General features: G+C 73.3%; 19 protein-coding genes. 15 read left to right on the top strand and 4 right to left on the bottom strand.

Annotation, left to right across the window (positions count from 1 at the left end; translation table 11 throughout):
* Positions 1 to 99: 99 nt before the first annotated feature.
* From I3F54_RS06225 to I3F54_RS06215, 3 genes are all read left to right on the top strand, one after another.
* Positions 100 to 1,074, top strand: a complete 975-nt coding sequence (locus I3F54_RS06225) for an ABC transporter ATP-binding protein (protein WP_240117624.1) — start codon at positions 100 to 102, stop codon at positions 1,072 to 1,074.
* Positions 1,075 to 1,138: 64 nt separating this feature from the next.
* Positions 1,139 to 1,960 carry an ABC transporter permease gene (locus I3F54_RS06220; RefSeq protein ID WP_240117588.1) on the top strand — a complete coding sequence of 274 codons (822 nt, stop codon included), beginning with the start codon at positions 1,139 to 1,141 and terminating at the stop codon, positions 1,958 to 1,960.
* A 34-nt stretch (positions 1,961 to 1,994) separates the two neighbouring features.
* Complete coding sequence (locus tag I3F54_RS06215) at positions 1,995 to 2,669, top strand: AAA family ATPase (protein WP_240117587.1); 675 nt, start codon at positions 1,995 to 1,997, stop codon at positions 2,667 to 2,669.
* Between the two features lie 295 nt (positions 2,670 to 2,964).
* Here I3F54_RS06215 and ybaK read toward each other — a convergent pair whose 3' ends face one another.
* From ybaK to I3F54_RS06200, 3 genes are all read right to left on the bottom strand, one after another.
* The gene (ybaK, locus tag I3F54_RS06210) at positions 2,965 to 3,465 is read right to left on the bottom strand and encodes a Cys-tRNA(Pro) deacylase (protein ID WP_240117586.1); all 501 of its coding nucleotides are present in this window, start codon (positions 3,463 to 3,465) and stop codon (positions 2,965 to 2,967) included.
* Positions 3,466 to 3,646: 181 nt separating this feature from the next.
* On the bottom strand, positions 3,647 to 4,387 hold the full coding sequence (locus I3F54_RS06205) for an LON peptidase substrate-binding domain-containing protein (RefSeq protein ID WP_240117585.1): 741 nt from the start codon (positions 4,385 to 4,387) through the stop codon (positions 3,647 to 3,649).
* Positions 4,388 to 4,583: 196 nt separating this feature from the next.
* Positions 4,584 to 6,161 (bottom strand): oxidoreductase, encoded by a 1,578-nt coding sequence (locus I3F54_RS06200; protein ID WP_240117584.1) that lies wholly within the window; start codon positions 6,159 to 6,161, stop codon positions 4,584 to 4,586.
* Between the two features lie 304 nt (positions 6,162 to 6,465).
* On the opposite strand from I3F54_RS06200, the gene hisD reads away from it, so the two are divergent.
* Genes hisD through hisF form a run of 8 tightly spaced genes read left to right on the top strand, consistent with a single transcriptional unit; the run spans position 6,466 to position 12,196 of the window.
* A complete protein-coding gene (hisD, locus tag I3F54_RS06195; RefSeq protein WP_240117583.1) occupies positions 6,466 to 7,791 on the top strand; it encodes a histidinol dehydrogenase in 1,326 nt (441 codons plus the stop codon).
* On the top strand, positions 7,788 to 8,900 hold the full coding sequence (locus I3F54_RS06190; protein WP_240117582.1) for a histidinol-phosphate transaminase: 1,113 nt from the start codon (positions 7,788 to 7,790) through the stop codon (positions 8,898 to 8,900). The genes hisD and I3F54_RS06190 overlap by 4 nt, the downstream gene beginning before the upstream one ends.
* Positions 8,897 to 9,499: an imidazoleglycerol-phosphate dehydratase HisB gene (hisB, locus tag I3F54_RS06185; RefSeq protein ID WP_240117581.1), complete on the top strand. Its 603-nt coding sequence runs from the start codon at positions 8,897 to 8,899 to the stop codon at positions 9,497 to 9,499. Before I3F54_RS06190 ends, hisB begins: the two co-directional genes overlap by 4 nt.
* Positions 9,500 to 9,503: 4 nt before the next feature.
* On the top strand, positions 9,504 to 9,668 hold the full coding sequence (locus tag I3F54_RS06180) for a hypothetical protein (RefSeq protein WP_205382175.1): 165 nt from the start codon (positions 9,504 to 9,506) through the stop codon (positions 9,666 to 9,668).
* Positions 9,659 to 10,306 (top strand): imidazole glycerol phosphate synthase subunit HisH, encoded by a 648-nt coding sequence (gene hisH, locus I3F54_RS06175; RefSeq protein ID WP_240117580.1) that lies wholly within the window; start codon positions 9,659 to 9,661, stop codon positions 10,304 to 10,306. The genes I3F54_RS06180 and hisH overlap by 10 nt, the downstream gene beginning before the upstream one ends.
* Positions 10,306 to 11,043, top strand: a complete 738-nt coding sequence (gene priA / locus I3F54_RS06170) for a bifunctional 1-(5-phosphoribosyl)-5-((5-phosphoribosylamino)methylideneamino)imidazole-4-carboxamide isomerase/phosphoribosylanthranilate isomerase PriA (RefSeq protein ID WP_240117579.1) — start codon at positions 10,306 to 10,308, stop codon at positions 11,041 to 11,043. The genes hisH and priA overlap by 1 nt, the downstream gene beginning before the upstream one ends.
* Positions 11,040 to 11,444 carry a RidA family protein gene (locus I3F54_RS06165; protein WP_240117578.1) on the top strand — a complete coding sequence of 135 codons (405 nt, stop codon included), beginning with the start codon at positions 11,040 to 11,042 and terminating at the stop codon, positions 11,442 to 11,444. The genes priA and I3F54_RS06165 overlap by 4 nt, the downstream gene beginning before the upstream one ends.
* The gene (gene hisF / locus I3F54_RS06160; RefSeq protein ID WP_240117577.1) at positions 11,441 to 12,196 is read left to right on the top strand and encodes an imidazole glycerol phosphate synthase subunit HisF; all 756 of its coding nucleotides are present in this window, start codon (positions 11,441 to 11,443) and stop codon (positions 12,194 to 12,196) included. The genes I3F54_RS06165 and hisF overlap by 4 nt, the downstream gene beginning before the upstream one ends.
* Before the next feature lie 33 nt (positions 12,197 to 12,229).
* Here the strand turns inward: hisF and I3F54_RS06155 are convergent, their stop codons facing one another.
* Positions 12,230 to 12,865, bottom strand: a complete 636-nt coding sequence (locus tag I3F54_RS06155) for a TIGR03085 family metal-binding protein (RefSeq protein ID WP_240117576.1) — start codon at positions 12,863 to 12,865, stop codon at positions 12,230 to 12,232.
* 81 nt (positions 12,866 to 12,946) lie between these two features.
* On the opposite strand from I3F54_RS06155, the gene hisI reads away from it, so the two are divergent.
* From hisI to I3F54_RS06135, 4 genes are all read left to right on the top strand, one after another.
* On the top strand, positions 12,947 to 13,345 hold the full coding sequence (hisI, locus tag I3F54_RS06150; protein ID WP_240117575.1) for a phosphoribosyl-AMP cyclohydrolase: 399 nt from the start codon (positions 12,947 to 12,949) through the stop codon (positions 13,343 to 13,345).
* An 11-nt stretch (positions 13,346 to 13,356) separates the two neighbouring features.
* Complete coding sequence (locus I3F54_RS06145; protein ID WP_240117574.1) at positions 13,357 to 14,850, top strand: anthranilate synthase component I; 1,494 nt, start codon at positions 13,357 to 13,359, stop codon at positions 14,848 to 14,850.
* 71 nt (positions 14,851 to 14,921) lie between these two features.
* Positions 14,922 to 15,584 (top strand): TIGR02234 family membrane protein, encoded by a 663-nt coding sequence (locus I3F54_RS06140; protein WP_240117573.1) that lies wholly within the window; start codon positions 14,922 to 14,924, stop codon positions 15,582 to 15,584.
* Between the two features lie 205 nt (positions 15,585 to 15,789).
* A complete protein-coding gene (locus tag I3F54_RS06135; RefSeq protein WP_240117572.1) occupies positions 15,790 to 16,044 on the top strand; it encodes an HGxxPAAW family protein in 255 nt (84 codons plus the stop codon).
* Positions 16,045 to 16,067: the final 23 nt, after the last annotated feature.

Raw genomic sequence — 16,067 nt, 5'->3', positions numbered from 1 at the left:
GGCGGACCGCCCCGGACACGTGCGGAGGCGCCCGACCCCGTAGGCTCGTCCCTTGTGAGTACGCGCGCGACACCGGTCATCGGGGACAGAGTCGATGTCGTGTGCGCCGTGCGCGGCCTGACCAAGACCTATCCGGCGGTGCGCGCCCGCCGCAACGCCCCCGGCACCCCCGCCGTGCGGGCCACCGACGACGTACGGCTGGATGTCCGCCGGGGTGAGATCTTCGGTCTGCTCGGGCCGAACGGGGCCGGCAAGTCCACCCTGGTCCGCCAGCTGACCGGCCTCATGCGGCCGGACGGCGGCAGTGTGGAGATCCTCGGCCACGACATCGTGCGCCACCCCGAGCGTGCCGCCCGCATCCTCGCCTACCTCGGCCAGGACTCCACCGCCCTCGACGAGCTGACCGTCTCCCTCGCCGCCGAGACCACCGGCCGGCTCCGCGGCCTGGACGTCCGCCGGGCACGCGCCGAGCGGGACGCCGTGCTCGACGAACTCGGTCTCGCGGCGCTCGCCGGGCGCCCGCTGAAGAAGCTGTCCGGCGGGCAGCGGCGGCTGGCCTGCTTCGCCGCCGCCCTGGTGGGGGAGCGGCCCCTGCTGGTGCTGGACGAGCCCACCACGGGCATGGACCCGGTGGCGCGCCGGGCCGTGTGGTCGGCCGTGGACCGGCGGCGTGCGGAGAACGGCACGACCGTCCTGCTGGTCACCCACAACGTCATCGAGGCCGAGACCGTACTCGACCGGGTCGCCGTGCTCGACCAGGGCCGGATCATCGCCTGCGACACGCCCGCCGGCCTCAAGGAGCAGGTCGCCGACGAGGTACGGGTGGAGCTGGTGTGGCGCGAGCGGGCCCCCCTGGAGGTGCCGGAGGTCGCCGCGCTGCGCGACCGCGCCGCCGGGTCCGGGCGCCGCTGGACGCTCCGGCTCGCCCCCGAGGAGGCCCGTGCGGTGGTCGCCACCGTCACCGGCGGAGCCGCGTTCGCCGCTCTCGACGACTTCACGCTCGCCACGCCCAGCCTGGAGGACGTGTACCTGTCGCTCGGCGGCGCCGCACGGCAGGGGCTGGTGAAGGTATGAGCGCAGCCGGCGCCGGATCCGTAGAGGACGGCAGGACAGCCGTAGCGAAGAGGAGCAGCTCCACGTGAGTGTCGTACCCGCCGAGGTGATGCCGGGCAGGGCCCGGGGTGCGGGCGAGACGGCCCCGGGCCGGGCCGAGCTCGGGCCTCGTGCGCGGCTGTGGCCGTCGCTGGCGGCCGTCTACCGGGCGCAGCTGTCCCGGGCCCGGGTGGCCCGGATCCCGTTGCTGTTCGTGGCGACGTTCCAGTCCGTCGGCATCCTGGTCATGATGCGCGGGGTGGTGGACGGCGGCAGCGAGGCCGAGTCCGTGGTCGCGGGGTCGGCGGTCCTCGTCGTCGCCTTCGTCGCGCTGAACCTGCTGGCCCAGTACTTCGGCCAGCTGCGCGCCAGCGGGGGGCTCGACCACTACGCCACGCTGCCCGTGCCGCCCGCGTCGGTGGTGCTGGGCGCGGCGGCGGCCTACGCCTCCTTCACCGTGCCGGGCACGGTCGTCACCGCGGTGTTCGGCTGCCTGCTGTTCGGACTGCCGATGACCCACCTGTGGGTGCTGGCGGTGGTGATCCCGCTGGCGGGCGCCGCGCTCTCGGGGCTGGGCGCGGCCTGCGGCCTGCTCGCGCCACGGCCCGAACTGGCCACGCTCCTGGGCCAGCTGGGCATGTCGGCGGCGCTGCTGCTCGGGGTCCTGCCGGCCGACCGGATGCCGGAGGCCGTGCGGCTGGCGCGGGACCTGCTGCCCTCCACCTACGGCGTGGAGGCCCTCGCCCGCACCTTCGGCGCGCATCCCGACTGGGCCTTCGTGGCCGGCGACCTGGCCGTGTGCGCCGGGGTCGGCGTGGCCTCGCTGGCCGTCGCCACGTGGGCGTACCGCCGGGCGGCCGTCCGGTGACGCGCGGGCGCGGCGTACCTGGCACGATGTGGGGGTGACCGCACCGCTGACTCCGCCGCCGCCGCACGAACCCTCCGCGCAGGGATCCCCGAAGCACTGGCCGCCGTCACCCGGTGGGTACGGGTACGGGCGTCCCGCGCCGCACGACGTCGCGTACGGACAGGACGGGCCCGGCATGAAGACCGAACTTCGGGAAGGCGCCGTGGTCATGGTGGCGGTGGCCGTCACCGGGGCACTGCTGGGTGTGCTGTGGTGGTGGCTGGCGCCCCACGTGCCGCTCGTCGGGGAGGAGACCGACGGCAGCTGGGTGGTCTACCTCAAGGACAGCGAGGGCGAGCAGGCGATCGGGGTGGACGGCACGTTCACCCTGCTCGCTCTGGCCTTCGGCCTCGTCAGCGCGCTCGCCGTGTTCGCCTGGCGGCGGCGCGGGGGCGTCCCGCTGGTGGTGGGCCTGGGCCTCGGCGGACTCCTCGGCGCGCTGCTGGCATGGCGGGTCGGCGTGTGGCTCGGCCCCACCGACGACGTGCTCGCCCAGGCCAGGGCGGTGGGCAAGGGGGTCACGTTCCCGGCGCCGCTCAAGCTGTCGGCGAAGGGGGCGCTCCTGGCCTGGCCGCTCGCGGCACTGCTCGTTCACCTGGGGCTGACCTCGCTGTTCGGACCCCGCGATCCCGAGCCGCCCTGCACCCTGCCGCCCGCGCCGCCCGCCTAGAGCGTCCTGAAGATCTTGAAAACGCGCCCACCTTGCAGCAGATTGCCCCGATCGGCATTTATCGGCGAACCGGGGTGACTCGGGCACCCCAAGCAAGTTTTTCAGCAGTCTCCTGGTTTCCAGGACGGGTCGCGCAAGCCCCGCCCGCCCCCGGCACGCACACTCGCTGCGTTGCGGGAGGCCCGCACCCGCGCGTCCGGCACGAGCGCGGCCCTCCGTCCTGTGACCGCACGCACCGCAGACCGTGGGGCCCGGCGCCGCGCCACGACCGTTTCCGGGACGGGGGCCGGACGGGTCACGCGCGTCCGATCGGCGCGAGGGTCGCGTCCGTGAGAGAGGTCAGGTCCCCGGGGGCCAGCTCGACCTCCAGGCCGCGGCGGCCCGCCGAGACGCAGATCGTGGCGTGGCCGGCGGCCGAGTCGTCCAGGACCGTGGGGAGCTTCCTGCGCTGGCCCAGCGGGGAGATGCCGCCGCGGACGTACCCCGTGGTGCGCTCCGCCAGCACCGGGTCGGCCATCGCGGCCCGCTTGCCGCCCACCGCCACCGCCAGTGCCTTCAGGTCCAGCTGGCCCGCCACCGGGACCACCGCCACGGTCAGGGTGCCGTCGACGTCCGCGACCAGGGTCTTGAAGACCCGGTCGGGCGAGACGCCCATCGCCTCGGCCGCCTCCTCGCCGTAGGAGGGGTGGGCGGGGTCGTGGTCGTAGGCGTGGACCGTGTACGCCACGGCCGCCGTCGTGAGGGCCACCGTCGCCGGGGTTCCGCCGGCCTGCTGCTTCTTCGACTTCTTCGCCATCGGGGTTCCAGAGATCGGTTCGGACGGACTTCGGTGGGGCGGTCCCACGTGCGTACCGCGATTCGGCCACCCCCTCGCGAGGGCTCCGGGCCGGAGGGACGTCGGCGGGGACAGGCGCGCGGCCCCGCCGGCCGGCCCGGGCGGCGGACGGGCCGCCGTACGTGCCGGCCCGGCCCGGGCCTCAGTTCAGGTTCGTCGGTCCGCGGGTCAGTTCCGACGCGGGCAACGAGGGCAGATTGCGGATGATCGCCGTCTCGGTGCGCAGGAGCTCCAGCTCGTCGCGCAGCCGGGAGGCGGTGTCCGGGGCCTGCAGGAGCCGCTGCCTGGTGGGTGTGTCCAGCATCATGGCCGCGGCGACCAGGTACGACACCACCGACGGCTCGTCCGGCAGGTCCGCGCCGGTCGACAGCGACCGCTCGCGCGCCCCCGCCAGTCGCTTCTGGTACTGGCGGAACGCCCGCAGCACCCCCTCGGCCAGTGCCCCCGCCCCGTCGCCGGCCTCCTCCTCCAGCGGCTCCAGCTCCGCGGTGAGGAACGGGCCGCCGGAGTCCACGGACTTCACCCGCACCCGGGTCGTCCCCGTCGCCAGCACCTCGAACGTGCCGTCGGGCCGCTCCCGGATCGTCGCCGCGTCGGCGATGCACCCGACACCGTGGAACGACCGTACGGGGTCCGGGCCGAAACCGGCCGCCGGACCGCGCTCGGGCACCGCTGTCGGATCGGGCATGCCCGGCTCGCTGGGCGCGACCTCGTGACCGTCGCGGATCGCCACGACGGCGAATCGGCGCGGTTCGTCCTCGGGGGTCTTCAGCAGCGCGCGCATCATGGCGCGGTATCGCTCCTCGAAGATGTTCAGAGGAAGCACAAGACCCGGGAAGAGCACCGAGTTCAGGGGGAAGAGCGGCAGCCGGACGGTGGTCACGACGCAAGAGCCTAATGGCCGACGGAGCGCGCACGTCCGCCGTCCCCACCCTGGGCGGGGTCCGGCGCTCGTCCCGACGGCGTCCGCAGCCCCTCGCGCACCTTCGGGAAGCGGCCCGGTCAGAGGGGTGTACGGGTCCGGGCCGGGGAGAAGCAGACGAGGAGCTGTCCGCGCCGTGTGGCTGGGGGAGGGCGCCTCAGCTGCGCTGCAGTGCCCGTGTCGCCCCCGCCGCCACCGTCGTCGCCAGGATCCAGCCGAGGAGGATCATCGCCGCCGCCAGCCACTGCCAGCCGCCGCCGAGCTGCCACCGTCCGGCCTGGCCGAGGTCGATGACCGGAAGCAGCAGATCGAGGGCGAGCAACGCCGGGTTCCACTCGGGCGGCTGGTCGCCCCGGGCCGGCGGACGGTGGGCGTGCGCGAAGGCCAGGGTCCCGGCCGCCCACAGCACCGCCATCCAGACCGCGGCCCGGCCCGGCCGGTAGCCGTAGGCGACCGTCCAGTCCTGGGCGTACCCCCACAGTTTGGCGGCGAGCGGCAGGGTCTCGCGGCGGCGCCGCTGCTTGGCGAGCAGCACCTGGCGCGCGTCCTCGTCCTCCCCGGCCGCCCGCAGCACGGCGGCCAGCCGCTCGTACGGCTCGGGGTTGTACTCGGCGGTCGCCGCGGCGATCCACCCCAGCCGTGTCTCCAGCGGGAACGGCCCCTGGGGCACCAGGCTCTCGTAGCCGAAGCCGCCCATGTGCAGGCTGCCGGGACCGGGCCAGGCGCCCGCCCGGTCCACCAGGTTGACGATGCGTGCCCCGGAGAGCACGACCGTGCCGCGCGTCGGCCGGTCCCCGAGGAAGCGCAGCTCGGGTGTCTGCACCCGGCGCAGGGACAGTTCCTGCTCGTCGGTGAGGGTGAACCGGGCCCCTTCGAGGTCGACCGCGTCCCCGAACCGCCCGTCGTCCAGCCGCACCCCGCCCCGGCACTCGAAGTGCTGGACGCGCGTGCCGTGGGCCGGTGTGGTCCCGCTCAGCGCCTGGCCGCCGACGCCGGCCGGGGTCAGGTACAGGGTGCGCTCGACGGTCAGCTGGGGGGCGTTGAGCGCGAGCCGCGCGTGCGGGTTGGCCAGCCGCGCCCCGCGCAGGCTCAGGGAGACCCCGACGGTGGCGCTGCGCAGGCTCAGCTCGCCGTGCGCCTCCAGCATCTCCGCCTGGAGGTCCTGCCCGACGGTCATTCCGTCGCCGGAGATCGAGCGGCCGTTGCGGTCCCGGTGCACGACCGCCTGGTTGAGCAGCAGATCGGTGCCTATGCGCGCGTCGGTGAGGCGGACGCCGTTGTGGAAGCGGCACCGCGGCAGATGCAGGTCCCCCTCGGTGCTCAGCCGGGCGCCCTCCAGGCGCGGCACCGAGCAGTCGACCAGCCGTACGGTCGTGAAATGCGCCTCCGGCAGCCGGACCTCCCGCTCGAAGCGGCAGCCGCGCATCTCGACGTACGGCGCGATCGTCCCACCGGCCAGGTCCAGGGTGCCGCCGATCTGCACGCCGGTGAGCTTGAGGGAGGAGACCCGGCCGTCCAGGGCGGGCGGGCCGTCCAGCAACAGCCAGGCGACGATGCGCGCCCGCACCGTCCGCTCGGGTCCCCAGGGGTGCCCGCCGTGCGGATCGTCCACGACCAGGTCGCCGGTGCGGAGGTCGTACAGGCTGCCGTTGCGGAAGGCCTGCCACATGCCGGCCTCCGCCGCCGTCAGGTCGTCCGGCAGGTCCCCGGCGCGCGGGCCGGCCCCCTCGGTCACGATGGGTCCCTTCCTCCCCTGCTACTCCCGGGTACACCTTCGTACAGGCGTTCATGCCCGCTGGGTGACGTGCCGAACACCCGACGTGAAGGAGATCTTCCGGTCCGGCACGGGCCGCCCCTCCCGCCAGCGTCCGGCCCGGGGCCCGGCTCCCGCCCGAGCCCCGGCCGGTCCCGTTCCCGATCGCCGTACGGCTCCGTGCCGGGCGGGGGCGGTGCCCCACCCCCGCCGGGGGAGCCCGGGCGCGTATCAGCCACTGATACGGCGGAACAGGCGCCGTCGCGGGTCTGAGAGAATTGAGACCGTGATCTCCCGAATCGATCTGCGCGGCGACGCCCTTCCTGAGGGCCCCGCCCTGCGTGACCTGCTGCCCCGAGCCGACTTCGACGTTCAGGCCGCCCTGGAGAAGGTGCGTCCGATCTGCGAGGCCGTCCATCATCGGGGCGACGCGGCGCTGATCGACTTCGCCGAGAAGTTCGACGGTGTCCGGCTCGAACGGGTGCGGGTGCCCGCCGAGGCCCTCGCGCGCGCCCTGGAGGAACTCGACCCGGCCGTGCGCGCGGCCCTGGAGGAGTGCATCCGCCGCGCCCGCCTGGTCCACCGGGAGCAGCGCCGTACCACCCACACCACCCAGGTCGTGCCCGGCGGCACGGTGACCGAGAAGTGGATCCCGGTCGACCGGGTCGGCCTGTACGCGCCGGGCGGCCGGTCGGTCTACCCGTCCTCCGTGGTGATGAACGCCGTCCCGGCGCAGGAGGCCGGTGTCGAGTCGATCGCGCTCGCCTCACCCGCCCAGGCCGGGTTCGGCGGACTGCCGCACCCGACCATCCTCGCCGCGTGCGCCCTGCTCGGTGTCGAGGAGGTGTACGCCGCCGGCGGCGCCACCGCGGTCGCCATGTTCGCCCACGGCACGGAGTCCTGCCCGCCCGCCACCATGGTCACCGGCCCCGGCAACATCTGGGTCGCCGCCGCCAAGCGCTACTTCACCGGCAAGATCGGCATCGACGCCGAGGCCGGTCCGACCGAGATCGCGATCCTCGCGGACGCCACGGCCGACCCCGTCCACGTCGCGGCCGACCTGATCAGCCAGGCCGAGCACGACCCGCTCGCCGCCGCCGTCCTCGTCACCGACTCCGTCGAACTCGCCGACGCGGTGGAGCGTGAACTCCAGCCGCAGGTCGAGGCGACCAAGCACGTCGACGACCGGATCGTCCCCGCCCTCAAGGGCACGCAGTCCGCGATCGTCCTGGTCGACGGCATCGACGAGGGCCTGCGCGTGGTCGACGCCTACGGCGCCGAGCACCTGGAGATCCAGACCGCGGACGCCGCCGCCGTCGCCGACCGGGTCAGGAACGCCGGCGCGGTCTTCGTCGGGCCGTGGTCACCGGTCTCCCTGGGCGACTACGCCGCCGGCTCCAACCACGTCCTGCCCACCGGCGGCTGCGCCTGCCACTCCTCGGGCCTGTCCGTCCAGTCCTTCCTGCGCGGCGTCCACATCGTCGACTACACGCAGGAGGCGCTCGCCGGGGTCGCCCACCACGTGGTGACGCTGGCGGAGGCGGAGGACCTGCCGGCGCACGGCGCCGCGATCAAGGCACGGTTCGGGTGGAAGGTGCCGACGGGCAAGTGAGCGACGTGAGGATCGACGACCTCCCGGTCCGGGACGAACTGCGCGGCAAGACGCCCTACGGCGCGCCCCAGCTGGACGTCCCGGTCCGGCTGAACACCAACGAGAACCCCTACCCGCTGCCCGAACCCCTGGTCGACCGGATCGCCGAACGCGTCCGGGAAGCGGCCCGCCACCTCAACCGCTACCCGGACCGGGACGCCGTGGAACTGCGCACGCGGCTGGCCGGGTACCTGACGGACACCTCCGGCCACCCGGTCGGCCCGGCCGAGGTCTGGGCGGCCAACGGCTCCAACGAGGTCATCCAGCAGTTGCTGCAGACCTTCGGCGGGCCCGGCCGCACGGCCATCGGCTTCGAGCCGTCGTACTCGATGCACGCGCTCATCGCGCGCGGCACCGGTACGGGCTGGATCTCCGGCCCCCGCGGCGAGGACTTCTCCATCGACCTGGAAGCCGCGGAGAAGGCGATCGCCGAGAACAGACCCGACGTCGTCTTCATCACCACCCCCAACAACCCCACCGGCAACGCGGTGCCACCGCAGACGGTCCTCGCGCTGTACGAGGCGGCCCAGGCGGCGAAGCCGTCGATCGTGGTCGTCGACGAGGCGTACGTCGAGTTCAGTCACGGCGACTCGCTGCTGCCCCTGCTGCGGGGACGGCCGCACCTGGTCATCTCCCGCACCATGTCCAAGGCCTTCGGCGCCGCGGGCCTGCGCCTGGGCTACCTCGCGGCCCACCCCGCCGTCGTCGACGCCGTCCAGCTCGTGAGGCTCCCGTACCACCTGTCGGCCGTCACCCAGGCGACCGCGCTGGCCGCGCTGGAGCACACGGACACACTGCTGGGCTACGTCGAGCAGCTGAAGGCCGAGCGGGACCGGCTGGTCGGCGAACTGCGGGCGATCGGCTACGAGGTCACGCCGTCCGACGCCAACTTCGTGCAGTTCGGGCGGTTCGGCGACGCCCACGAGGCCTGGCAGAGGATCCTCGACCGGGGCGTCCTGGTCCGGGACAACGGCGTGCCGGGATGGCTCAGGGTCACCGCCGGCACCCCGGAGGAGAACGACGCGTTCCTCGACGCGGTACGTGAACTGAAGAAGGAGCAGAACGCATGACTCGCGAGGGACGCCTCGGAAGAATCGAGCGGACGACCAAGGAGACGTCCGTCCTCGTCGAGATCGACCTCGACGGCACCGGGCGGACGGACGTCTCCACCGGCGTCGGCTTCTACGACCACATGCTCGACCAGCTCGGCCGGCACGGTCTGTTCGACCTGACCGTGAAGACCGAGGGCGACCTGCACATCGACTCCCACCACACCATCGAGGACACCGCCCTCGCGCTGGGCGCCGCCTTCAAGCAGGCCCTCGGCGACAAGGTGGGCGTCTACCGCTTCGGCAACTGCACGGTCCCGCTGGACGAGTCCCTCGCCCAGGTCACCGTCGACCTGTCCGGCCGCCCCTACCTCGTGCACACCGAGCCCGAGAACATGGCGCCGATGATCGGCGAGTACGACACCACCATGACCCGGCACATCCTGGAGTCCTTCGTCGCCCAGGCGCAGATCGCGCTGCACGTGCACGTGCCCTACGGGCGCAACGCGCACCACATCGTGGAGTGCCAGTTCAAGGCGCTGGCCCGGGCCCTGCGCTACGCCAGCGAACGCGACCCGCGCGCGGCCGGCATCCTTCCCTCCACGAAGGGCGCGCTGTAACCCCATGAACGGACTGTCGACCCTGCTGATCGTCGTCGGCCTCTTCCTCGTCGGCGGCATCATCTCCTTCGTCAAGCAGCAGATGCCCAGGAGCCTGATCGTGCTGCTGTCCATCGGCGCGGCCATGTGCCTCGTCGCGGGAGTGATGCGGCTGGAGGTGTGGAATTGAGCAGCCCGAAGAAGGCCGTCGTCTTCGACTACGGCTTCGGCAACGTGAGGTCCGCCGAGCGCGCCCTCGCCCGTGCCGGCGCCGAGGTCGAGATCACCCGCGACTTCGACACGGCCATGAACGCCGACGGCCTGCTCGTACCGGGCGTGGGCGCCTTCGCCGCCTGCATGAAGGGCCTGAAGGAGGCCCGCGGCGACTGGATCGTCGACCGCCGGCTCGCCGGCGGCCGGCCGGTGATGGGCATCTGCGTCGGCATGCAGATCCTCTTCGCCCGCGGGATCGAGCACGGCGTGGAGACCGAGGGCCTGGACGAGTGGCCCGGCGTGGTCGGGCCGCTCCGGGCCGACGTCGTGCCGCACATGGGCTGGAACACCGTCGAGGCCCCGGCCGGCTCTGAGCTGTTCGCCGGTCTCGACGCCGACGCCCGCTTCTACTTCGTGCACTCCTACGCCGTCCACGACTGGACCCTGCAGACCGAGAACCCGTTGATGACCGCTCCCCGGGTCACCTGGGCCACGCACGGCGAGCCCTTCGTGGCCGCCGTGGAGAACGGCGCCCTGTGGGCCACGCAGTTCCACCCCGAGAAGTCCGGCGACGCCGGAGCGCAGCTGCTGAACAACTGGATCGGAACCCTTTGATGGCTTCGAAGCTCGAACTCCTCCCCGCCGTGGACGTCCGTGACGGCCAGGCGGTCCGGCTGGTGCACGGCGAGTCCGGCACGGAGACCTCGTACGGCCCGCCTCTGGAGGCGGCCCTCGCCTGGCAGCGGGCGGGCGCCGAGTGGCTGCACCTGGTCGACCTGGACGCCGCCTTCGGCACCGGCGACAACCGGCAGCTGATCGCCGAGGTCGCCGAGCGCATGGCGGACCTGCAACTGAAGGTGGAGCTGTCCGGCGGCATCCGCGACGACGCGTCCCTGGCCGCCGCCCTGGCCACCGGCTGCACCCGCGTCAACCTCGGCACGGCCGCCCTGGAGGCCCCCGAGTGGGTCGCCGGCGTCATCGCCGAGCACGGCGACAAGATCGCGGTCGGCCTCGACGTCCGCGGCACCACCCTGCGCGGGCGCGGCTGGACCCGGGACGGCGGCGACCTGTACGAGACGCTGGAGCGCCTCGACAAGGAGGGCTGCGCCCGCTACGTCGTCACCGACATCGCCAAGGACGGTACGCTCCAGGGCCCCAACCTGGAGCTGCTGAGGAACGTGTGCGCGGCGACGGACCGACCGGTCGTGGCGTCCGGCGGTGTGTCGTCGCTGGCGGACCTGAGGGCCATCGCCGAACTGGTGCCCCTCGGTGTCGAGGGCGCCATCGTCGGGAAGGCCCTCTACGCGAAGGCGTTCACCCTGGAAGAAGCCTTGGAGGCTGTGTCGTCATGACGTCCGAAGCCGTACGGCGGGTGCAGAGCGGAACTCCCTGGGAGGACACCTTCGGATTCGCACGTGCCGTCGCGGCGGGTGATCGCGTGCTGGTGGCGGGCACCACCGCCTTCAAGGGCGACGTGCTCTACGGCGAGGGCGACCCGTACGAGCAGGCCAAGGTGTCCCTCACCAGTGCGCTGGACGCGATCGCCGAGTTCGGGCTGGGGCCCGAGTCGGTGGTCAGGACCAGGATCCATCTGTCCCATCTGCGGGACGTCGACGCGGTGGGCCGGGCCCACAAGGAGTTCTTCGACGCCGTCCGGCCGGCCGCCACCGTGCTGGTCGTGGAGGGCTTCGTCGACCCGCGCATCCTGGTCTCGGTGGAACTCGAAGCGTATAGAGGAGCCGTGGATTCATGACCCTGGCGGTCCGAGTCATCCCCTGCCTGGATGTGGACAACGGCAGGGTGGTCAAGGGCGTCAACTTCCAGAACCTGCGCGACGCGGGCGACCCCGTCGAGATGGCGAAGGTGTACGACGCCGAAGGCGCCGACGAGCTGACGTTCCTGGACATCACCGCCTCGTCGGGCAACCGCGAGACCACCTACGACGTGGTGCGCCGCACCGCCGAGCAGGTGTTCATCCCGCTGACGGTCGGCGGCGGCGTCCGCACCGCCGAGGACGTCGACAGGCTGCTGCGGGCGGGTGCCGACAAGGTGGGCGTCAACACGGCCGCGATCGCCCGGCCCGACCTCATCCGCGAGATCGCCGAGCGGTTCGGGCGTCAGGTGCTGGTCCTGTCGGTCGACGCGCGCCGCACCCGGGAGGGCACCTTCGAGGTGACCACCCACGGCGGCCGGCGCGGTACCGGCATCGACGCCGTCGAGTGGGCGCACCGGGCGGCGGAGCTGGGCGCCGGCGAGATCCTGCTGAACTCGATGGACGCCGACGGCACCAAGGACGGCTACGACCTGGAGATGATCGCAGCCGTCCGCAAGCACGTCACCGTCCCGGTGATCGCCTCCGGCGGCGCCGGGACACTCGCCGACTTCCCGCCCGCCGTCGCGGCGGGCGCGGACGCGGTGCTCGCCGCGTCCGTGTTCCACTTCGGCGACCTCCGCATCGGGCAGGTGAAGCAGACGCTGCGGAAGGCGGGTCACCCGGTGAGGTGACCCGTCCTGCCGGGGAGCACCGTCCCGCACGCGTCAGATGCCGAGCGCCTTGGCCTCGTGCAGCTTGGCGACGGCGTCCTCGTCGCCCTCCTGCACCACCTTGGCGGCGCTCTGCCGGCCGTAGGCGAACAGCAGCAGCTCCGACGGCTCGCCGGTCACCGTGACGACCGGCGTGCCGCGGTGGGCGACCGCGGTCTGGCCGTCCGGGCGGCGCAGGACCAGGCCGGTCGGGACACCGCGTCCCATCAGGCGGGCGGTGCGCTCCAGCCGCGACCACAGGGCGTCCTGGAAGACCGGGTCCAGCGCACGGGGCGTCCATTCGGGCTGGGCCCGGCGCACGTCCTCGGTGTGGACGTAGAACTCGACCGTGTTCGACGCCTCGTCGATCTGCTTGAGCTGGAACGGCGAGAAACGCGGCGGGCCGGTGCGGATCAGCTGGAGCAGCTCCTCGTACGGCTTGGCGGCGAACTCCTGCATCACCTTGTCCAGGCGGGAGGCGAGCTGCTTGATCAGGATGCCGCCGGCGGCGTCGGGGCGGCGCTCGCGCACCACCACGTGCGCGGCGAGATCGCGGGTCAGCCATCCCTCGCAGAGGGTCGGCGCGTCTGGACCCGCGGTCTCCAAGAGGTCGGCGAAGAGGAGACGTTCACGCTGGGCGAAGGTCGACATGCAGTCAGCCTACGACCGCCCGGCAGGTCCGCCCAGTGGACACAGGGCCCTCCCACCCGTGCCGCACGGCACAATGACCCCATGACCAGCGTGCCCTCTCCGCCCAGCCGGCTGGACCCCACGATCGCCGCCCGCCTCAAGCGCAGCACCGACGGGCTCCTCCCCGCCATCGCCCAGCAGTACGACACCGGAGAGGTGCTGATGCTGGGCTGGATGGACGACGAGGCGCTGCACCGCACCCTGACCACCGGCCGGTGCACGTACTGGTCCCGCAGCCGGCAGGAGTACTGGGTCAAGGGCGACACCTCCGGTCACTACCAGTGGGTGAAGTCCGTCGCCCTCGACTGCGACGCCGACACCGTGCTGGTCAGGGTCGACCAGGTGGGCGCCGCCTGCCACACCGGCGCGCGCACCTGCTTCGACACCGACGTGCTCCACCGGGACGGCGGCGATTCGGGTTCGACCGACTCCGGTCAGTAAGGTCTGCCGCCATGGACCTCGAGACGTTCCGCAAGCTGGCCGTCGACCGCCGCGTCATTCCGGTCACCCGCAAACTCCTCGCCGACGGCGACACCCCGGTCGCGCTCTACCGCAAGCTCGCCGCCGAGCGCCCAGGCACCTTCCTGCTGGAGTCGGCGGAGAACGGCCGCTCCTGGTCCCGCTACTCCTTCGTCGGCGTGCGGTCGGCCGCCACCCTCACCGTGCGTGACGGCCGGGCGCACTGGCTGGGCATCCCGCCCGTCGGCGTCCCCACCGACGGCGATCCGCTCGCCGCCCTGCGGGCCACCCTCCAGGCCCTGCACACCCCCCACCAGCAGGGCATGCCCCCGTTCACCGGCGGCATGGTCGGCTACCTCGGCTACGACATCGTGCGCCGTCTGGAGAAGATCGGCCCCGGCGAACGCGACGACCTCGGGCTGCCCGAGCTGACCATGCTGCTCACCAGCGACCTCGCCGTCATGGACCACTGGGAGGGCTCGGTCCTGCTGATCGCCAACGCGATCAACCACAACGACCTCACCACCGGCGTCGACGAGGCGTACGCGGACGCCGTCGCCCGTCTCGACGCGATGCAGGCCGACCTCTCCCGCCCGGTCGCGCAGCCGCCGGCCGTCCTGCCGCCCTCCGAGCTGCCCGAGTACACCGCCCGCTGGGGCGGCCCCGACTTCCAGCAGGCCGTGGAGGACGTCAAGGAGCGCATCCGCGCCGGCGAGGCCTTCCAGGTCGTCCCCTCGCAGCGGTTCGAAATGCCGTGCGGGGCGAGCGCGCTGGACGTCTACCGGGTGCTGCGGACCACCAACCCCTCGCCGTACATGTACCTGTTCCGCTTCCCGGACGGGGAGGACGGGGCGTTCGACGTCGTCGGCTCCTCGCCGGAGGCACTGGTCAAGGTCGAGGACGGACGGGCCATGGTCCACCCCATCGCCGGCACCCGGTGGCGTGGCGCCACCCCGCAGGAGGACAACGCCCTCGCGGACGAACTCCTCGCCGACCCCAAGGAACGCGCCGAGCACCTCATGCTGGTCGACCTCGGCCGCAACGACCTGGGCCGGGTCTGCGAACCCGGTTCCGTCGAGGTCGTCGACTTCATGTCGATCGAGCGGTACTCGCACGTCATGCACATCGTCTCCACGGTCACCGGCACCGTGGCCGAGGGCCGCACCGCCTTCGACGTCCTGACGGCGTGCTTCCCCGCGGGCACCCTCTCCGGGGCACCGAAGCCGCGCGCCATGCAGATCATCGACGAACTGGAACCCTCCCGGCGCGGCCTGTACGGCGGCTGTGTCGGCTACCTCGACTTCGCCGGCGACTCCGACACCGCCATCGCCATCCGTACGGCGCTGCTGCGCGACGGCACCGCCTACGTCCAGGCGGGCGCCGGCATCGTCGCCGACTCCGACCCGGTCGCCGAGGACACCGAGTGCCGCAACAAGGCGGCGGCGGTCCTGCGTGCCGTGCACACCGCCAACCGGCTGGGAGGATAGGCGCCCCGAGCGGCAATGGGGCGTACGTCACCCGAACCCCGGGTGACGTACGCCCCGGGGTTCGGGTGATAGTGGAGTACGTGACTGCCGTACCCCACCCCCGATCCGAAGCCGCCACCCCCAGCCGGTCCGGCCGCCGCAGCCTCGCCCTGGCCCTGCTCTGCGGTGCCCTCGGCGCGGCCGTGGCCCTGCTCGCGACCCGGCAGCAGTGGGCGCAGGGCACCGCGACGGTGGCCGGCGGCGCCTTTCCCCTCACCGCCAGGGGCAGCGACGTCACGGGCGTCCCCGCGGCGCTCGCCGTCGTGGGACTCGCCGCACTCGTCGCCGTCTTCGCCGTCCGCCGCGCGGGCCGCGTGCTCGTCGCCGCCCTCCTCGCCCTGTCCGGGGCCGGCATCGCCGCGGCGGCGCTGACCGGCGCCGCCGACAGCGCCGCCCTCGACGACAAAGCCGCCCAGGCGGCCGGCGACACCTCGGCCACCGTCGGCGCCCTCACCCATACGGCCTGGCCCTACGTCGCCGCCGTGGGCGGCCTGCTCATCCTCCTGGCCGGTCTGCTCGCCCTGCGCTACGGCCGTCAGTGGCCCGGCATGTCCGGACGCTACGAACGCAGTGGTGCCCCCCGCCCGCGTCGCAGCGCCCGGCCCACCGACCCCGACCGGCCCGAGGAGCTGTGGAAGGCCCTCGACCGGGGCGAGGACCCGACCGGCTCCGACCCCGTCCAGGGCCGTCCGTAGCGGTCACGGGCTCCCGCCCGCTCCGGCCCGGAGCGGGCGGGAGCCAGGCCGCGGGGCCGCCCCGCACGCTGCGGCACACCCCCGCTCACCGCATGCGCGCGCGTGCGGGAGAATGGAAGCGGACCGAGCGCAGGGCTCGGACCCGTACGACACGTAGACGCGTGACACGCGTACACGGCAATCACACGGCAATGAGGAGCAAGCAATGGCGGGCACCAGCCACGGAAACACCCCGGCCGCCTGGACCGGTGTCATCATCTCCTTCATCGGTTTCTGCGTCGCGGGCGCCTTCGTGGTGATGGCCGAACCGGCCGGCTTCTGGGCCGGCACGGCCGTCGTCCTCCTCGGCGGTGTGGTCGGCGCCGTCATGCGGACGATGGGACTCGGCGCGCCCAAGGCCCAGCCGCTGGTCACCTCCGACCGCGCCGCCGTCCGCGAGGCGGCCGTTCCGCAGAGCTGACCGGTACCCCGCGAGGGGCGGTC

Source organism: Streptomyces sp. MUM 2J (genome assembly GCF_022414535.1).
Taxonomy (GTDB): Bacteria; Actinomycetota; Actinomycetes; order Streptomycetales; family Streptomycetaceae; genus Streptomyces.
The sequence above is the reverse complement of the archived record's forward strand: the minus strand, read 5'-3'. Positions and strand labels throughout refer to the sequence as shown.

Excerpts from the sequence above, each read along its gene's own strand:
- I3F54_RS06165 (WP_240117578.1), top strand. The coding sequence starts at position 11,040 with ATGACGTCCGAAGCCGTACGGCGGGTGCAGAGCGGAACTCCCTGGGAG.
- hisI (WP_240117575.1), top strand. The coding sequence starts at position 12,947 with ATGACCAGCGTGCCCTCTCCGCCCAGCCGGCTGGACCCCACGATCGCC.
- I3F54_RS06145 (WP_240117574.1), top strand. The coding sequence starts at position 13,357 with ATGGACCTCGAGACGTTCCGCAAGCTGGCCGTCGACCGCCGCGTCATT.
- ybaK (WP_240117586.1), bottom strand. The coding sequence starts at position 3,465 with ATGGCGAAGAAGTCGAAGAAGCAGCAGGCCGGCGGAACCCCGGCGACG.
- I3F54_RS06135 (WP_240117572.1), top strand. The coding sequence starts at position 15,790 with ATGGCGGGCACCAGCCACGGAAACACCCCGGCCGCCTGGACCGGTGTC.
- I3F54_RS06180 (WP_205382175.1), top strand. The coding sequence starts at position 9,504 with ATGAACGGACTGTCGACCCTGCTGATCGTCGTCGGCCTCTTCCTCGTC.
- hisB (WP_240117581.1), top strand. The coding sequence starts at position 8,897 with ATGACTCGCGAGGGACGCCTCGGAAGAATCGAGCGGACGACCAAGGAG.
- priA (WP_240117579.1), top strand. The coding sequence starts at position 10,306 with ATGGCTTCGAAGCTCGAACTCCTCCCCGCCGTGGACGTCCGTGACGGC.
- hisF (WP_240117577.1), top strand. The coding sequence starts at position 11,441 with ATGACCCTGGCGGTCCGAGTCATCCCCTGCCTGGATGTGGACAACGGC.
- I3F54_RS06155 (WP_240117576.1), bottom strand. The coding sequence starts at position 12,865 with ATGTCGACCTTCGCCCAGCGTGAACGTCTCCTCTTCGCCGACCTCTTG.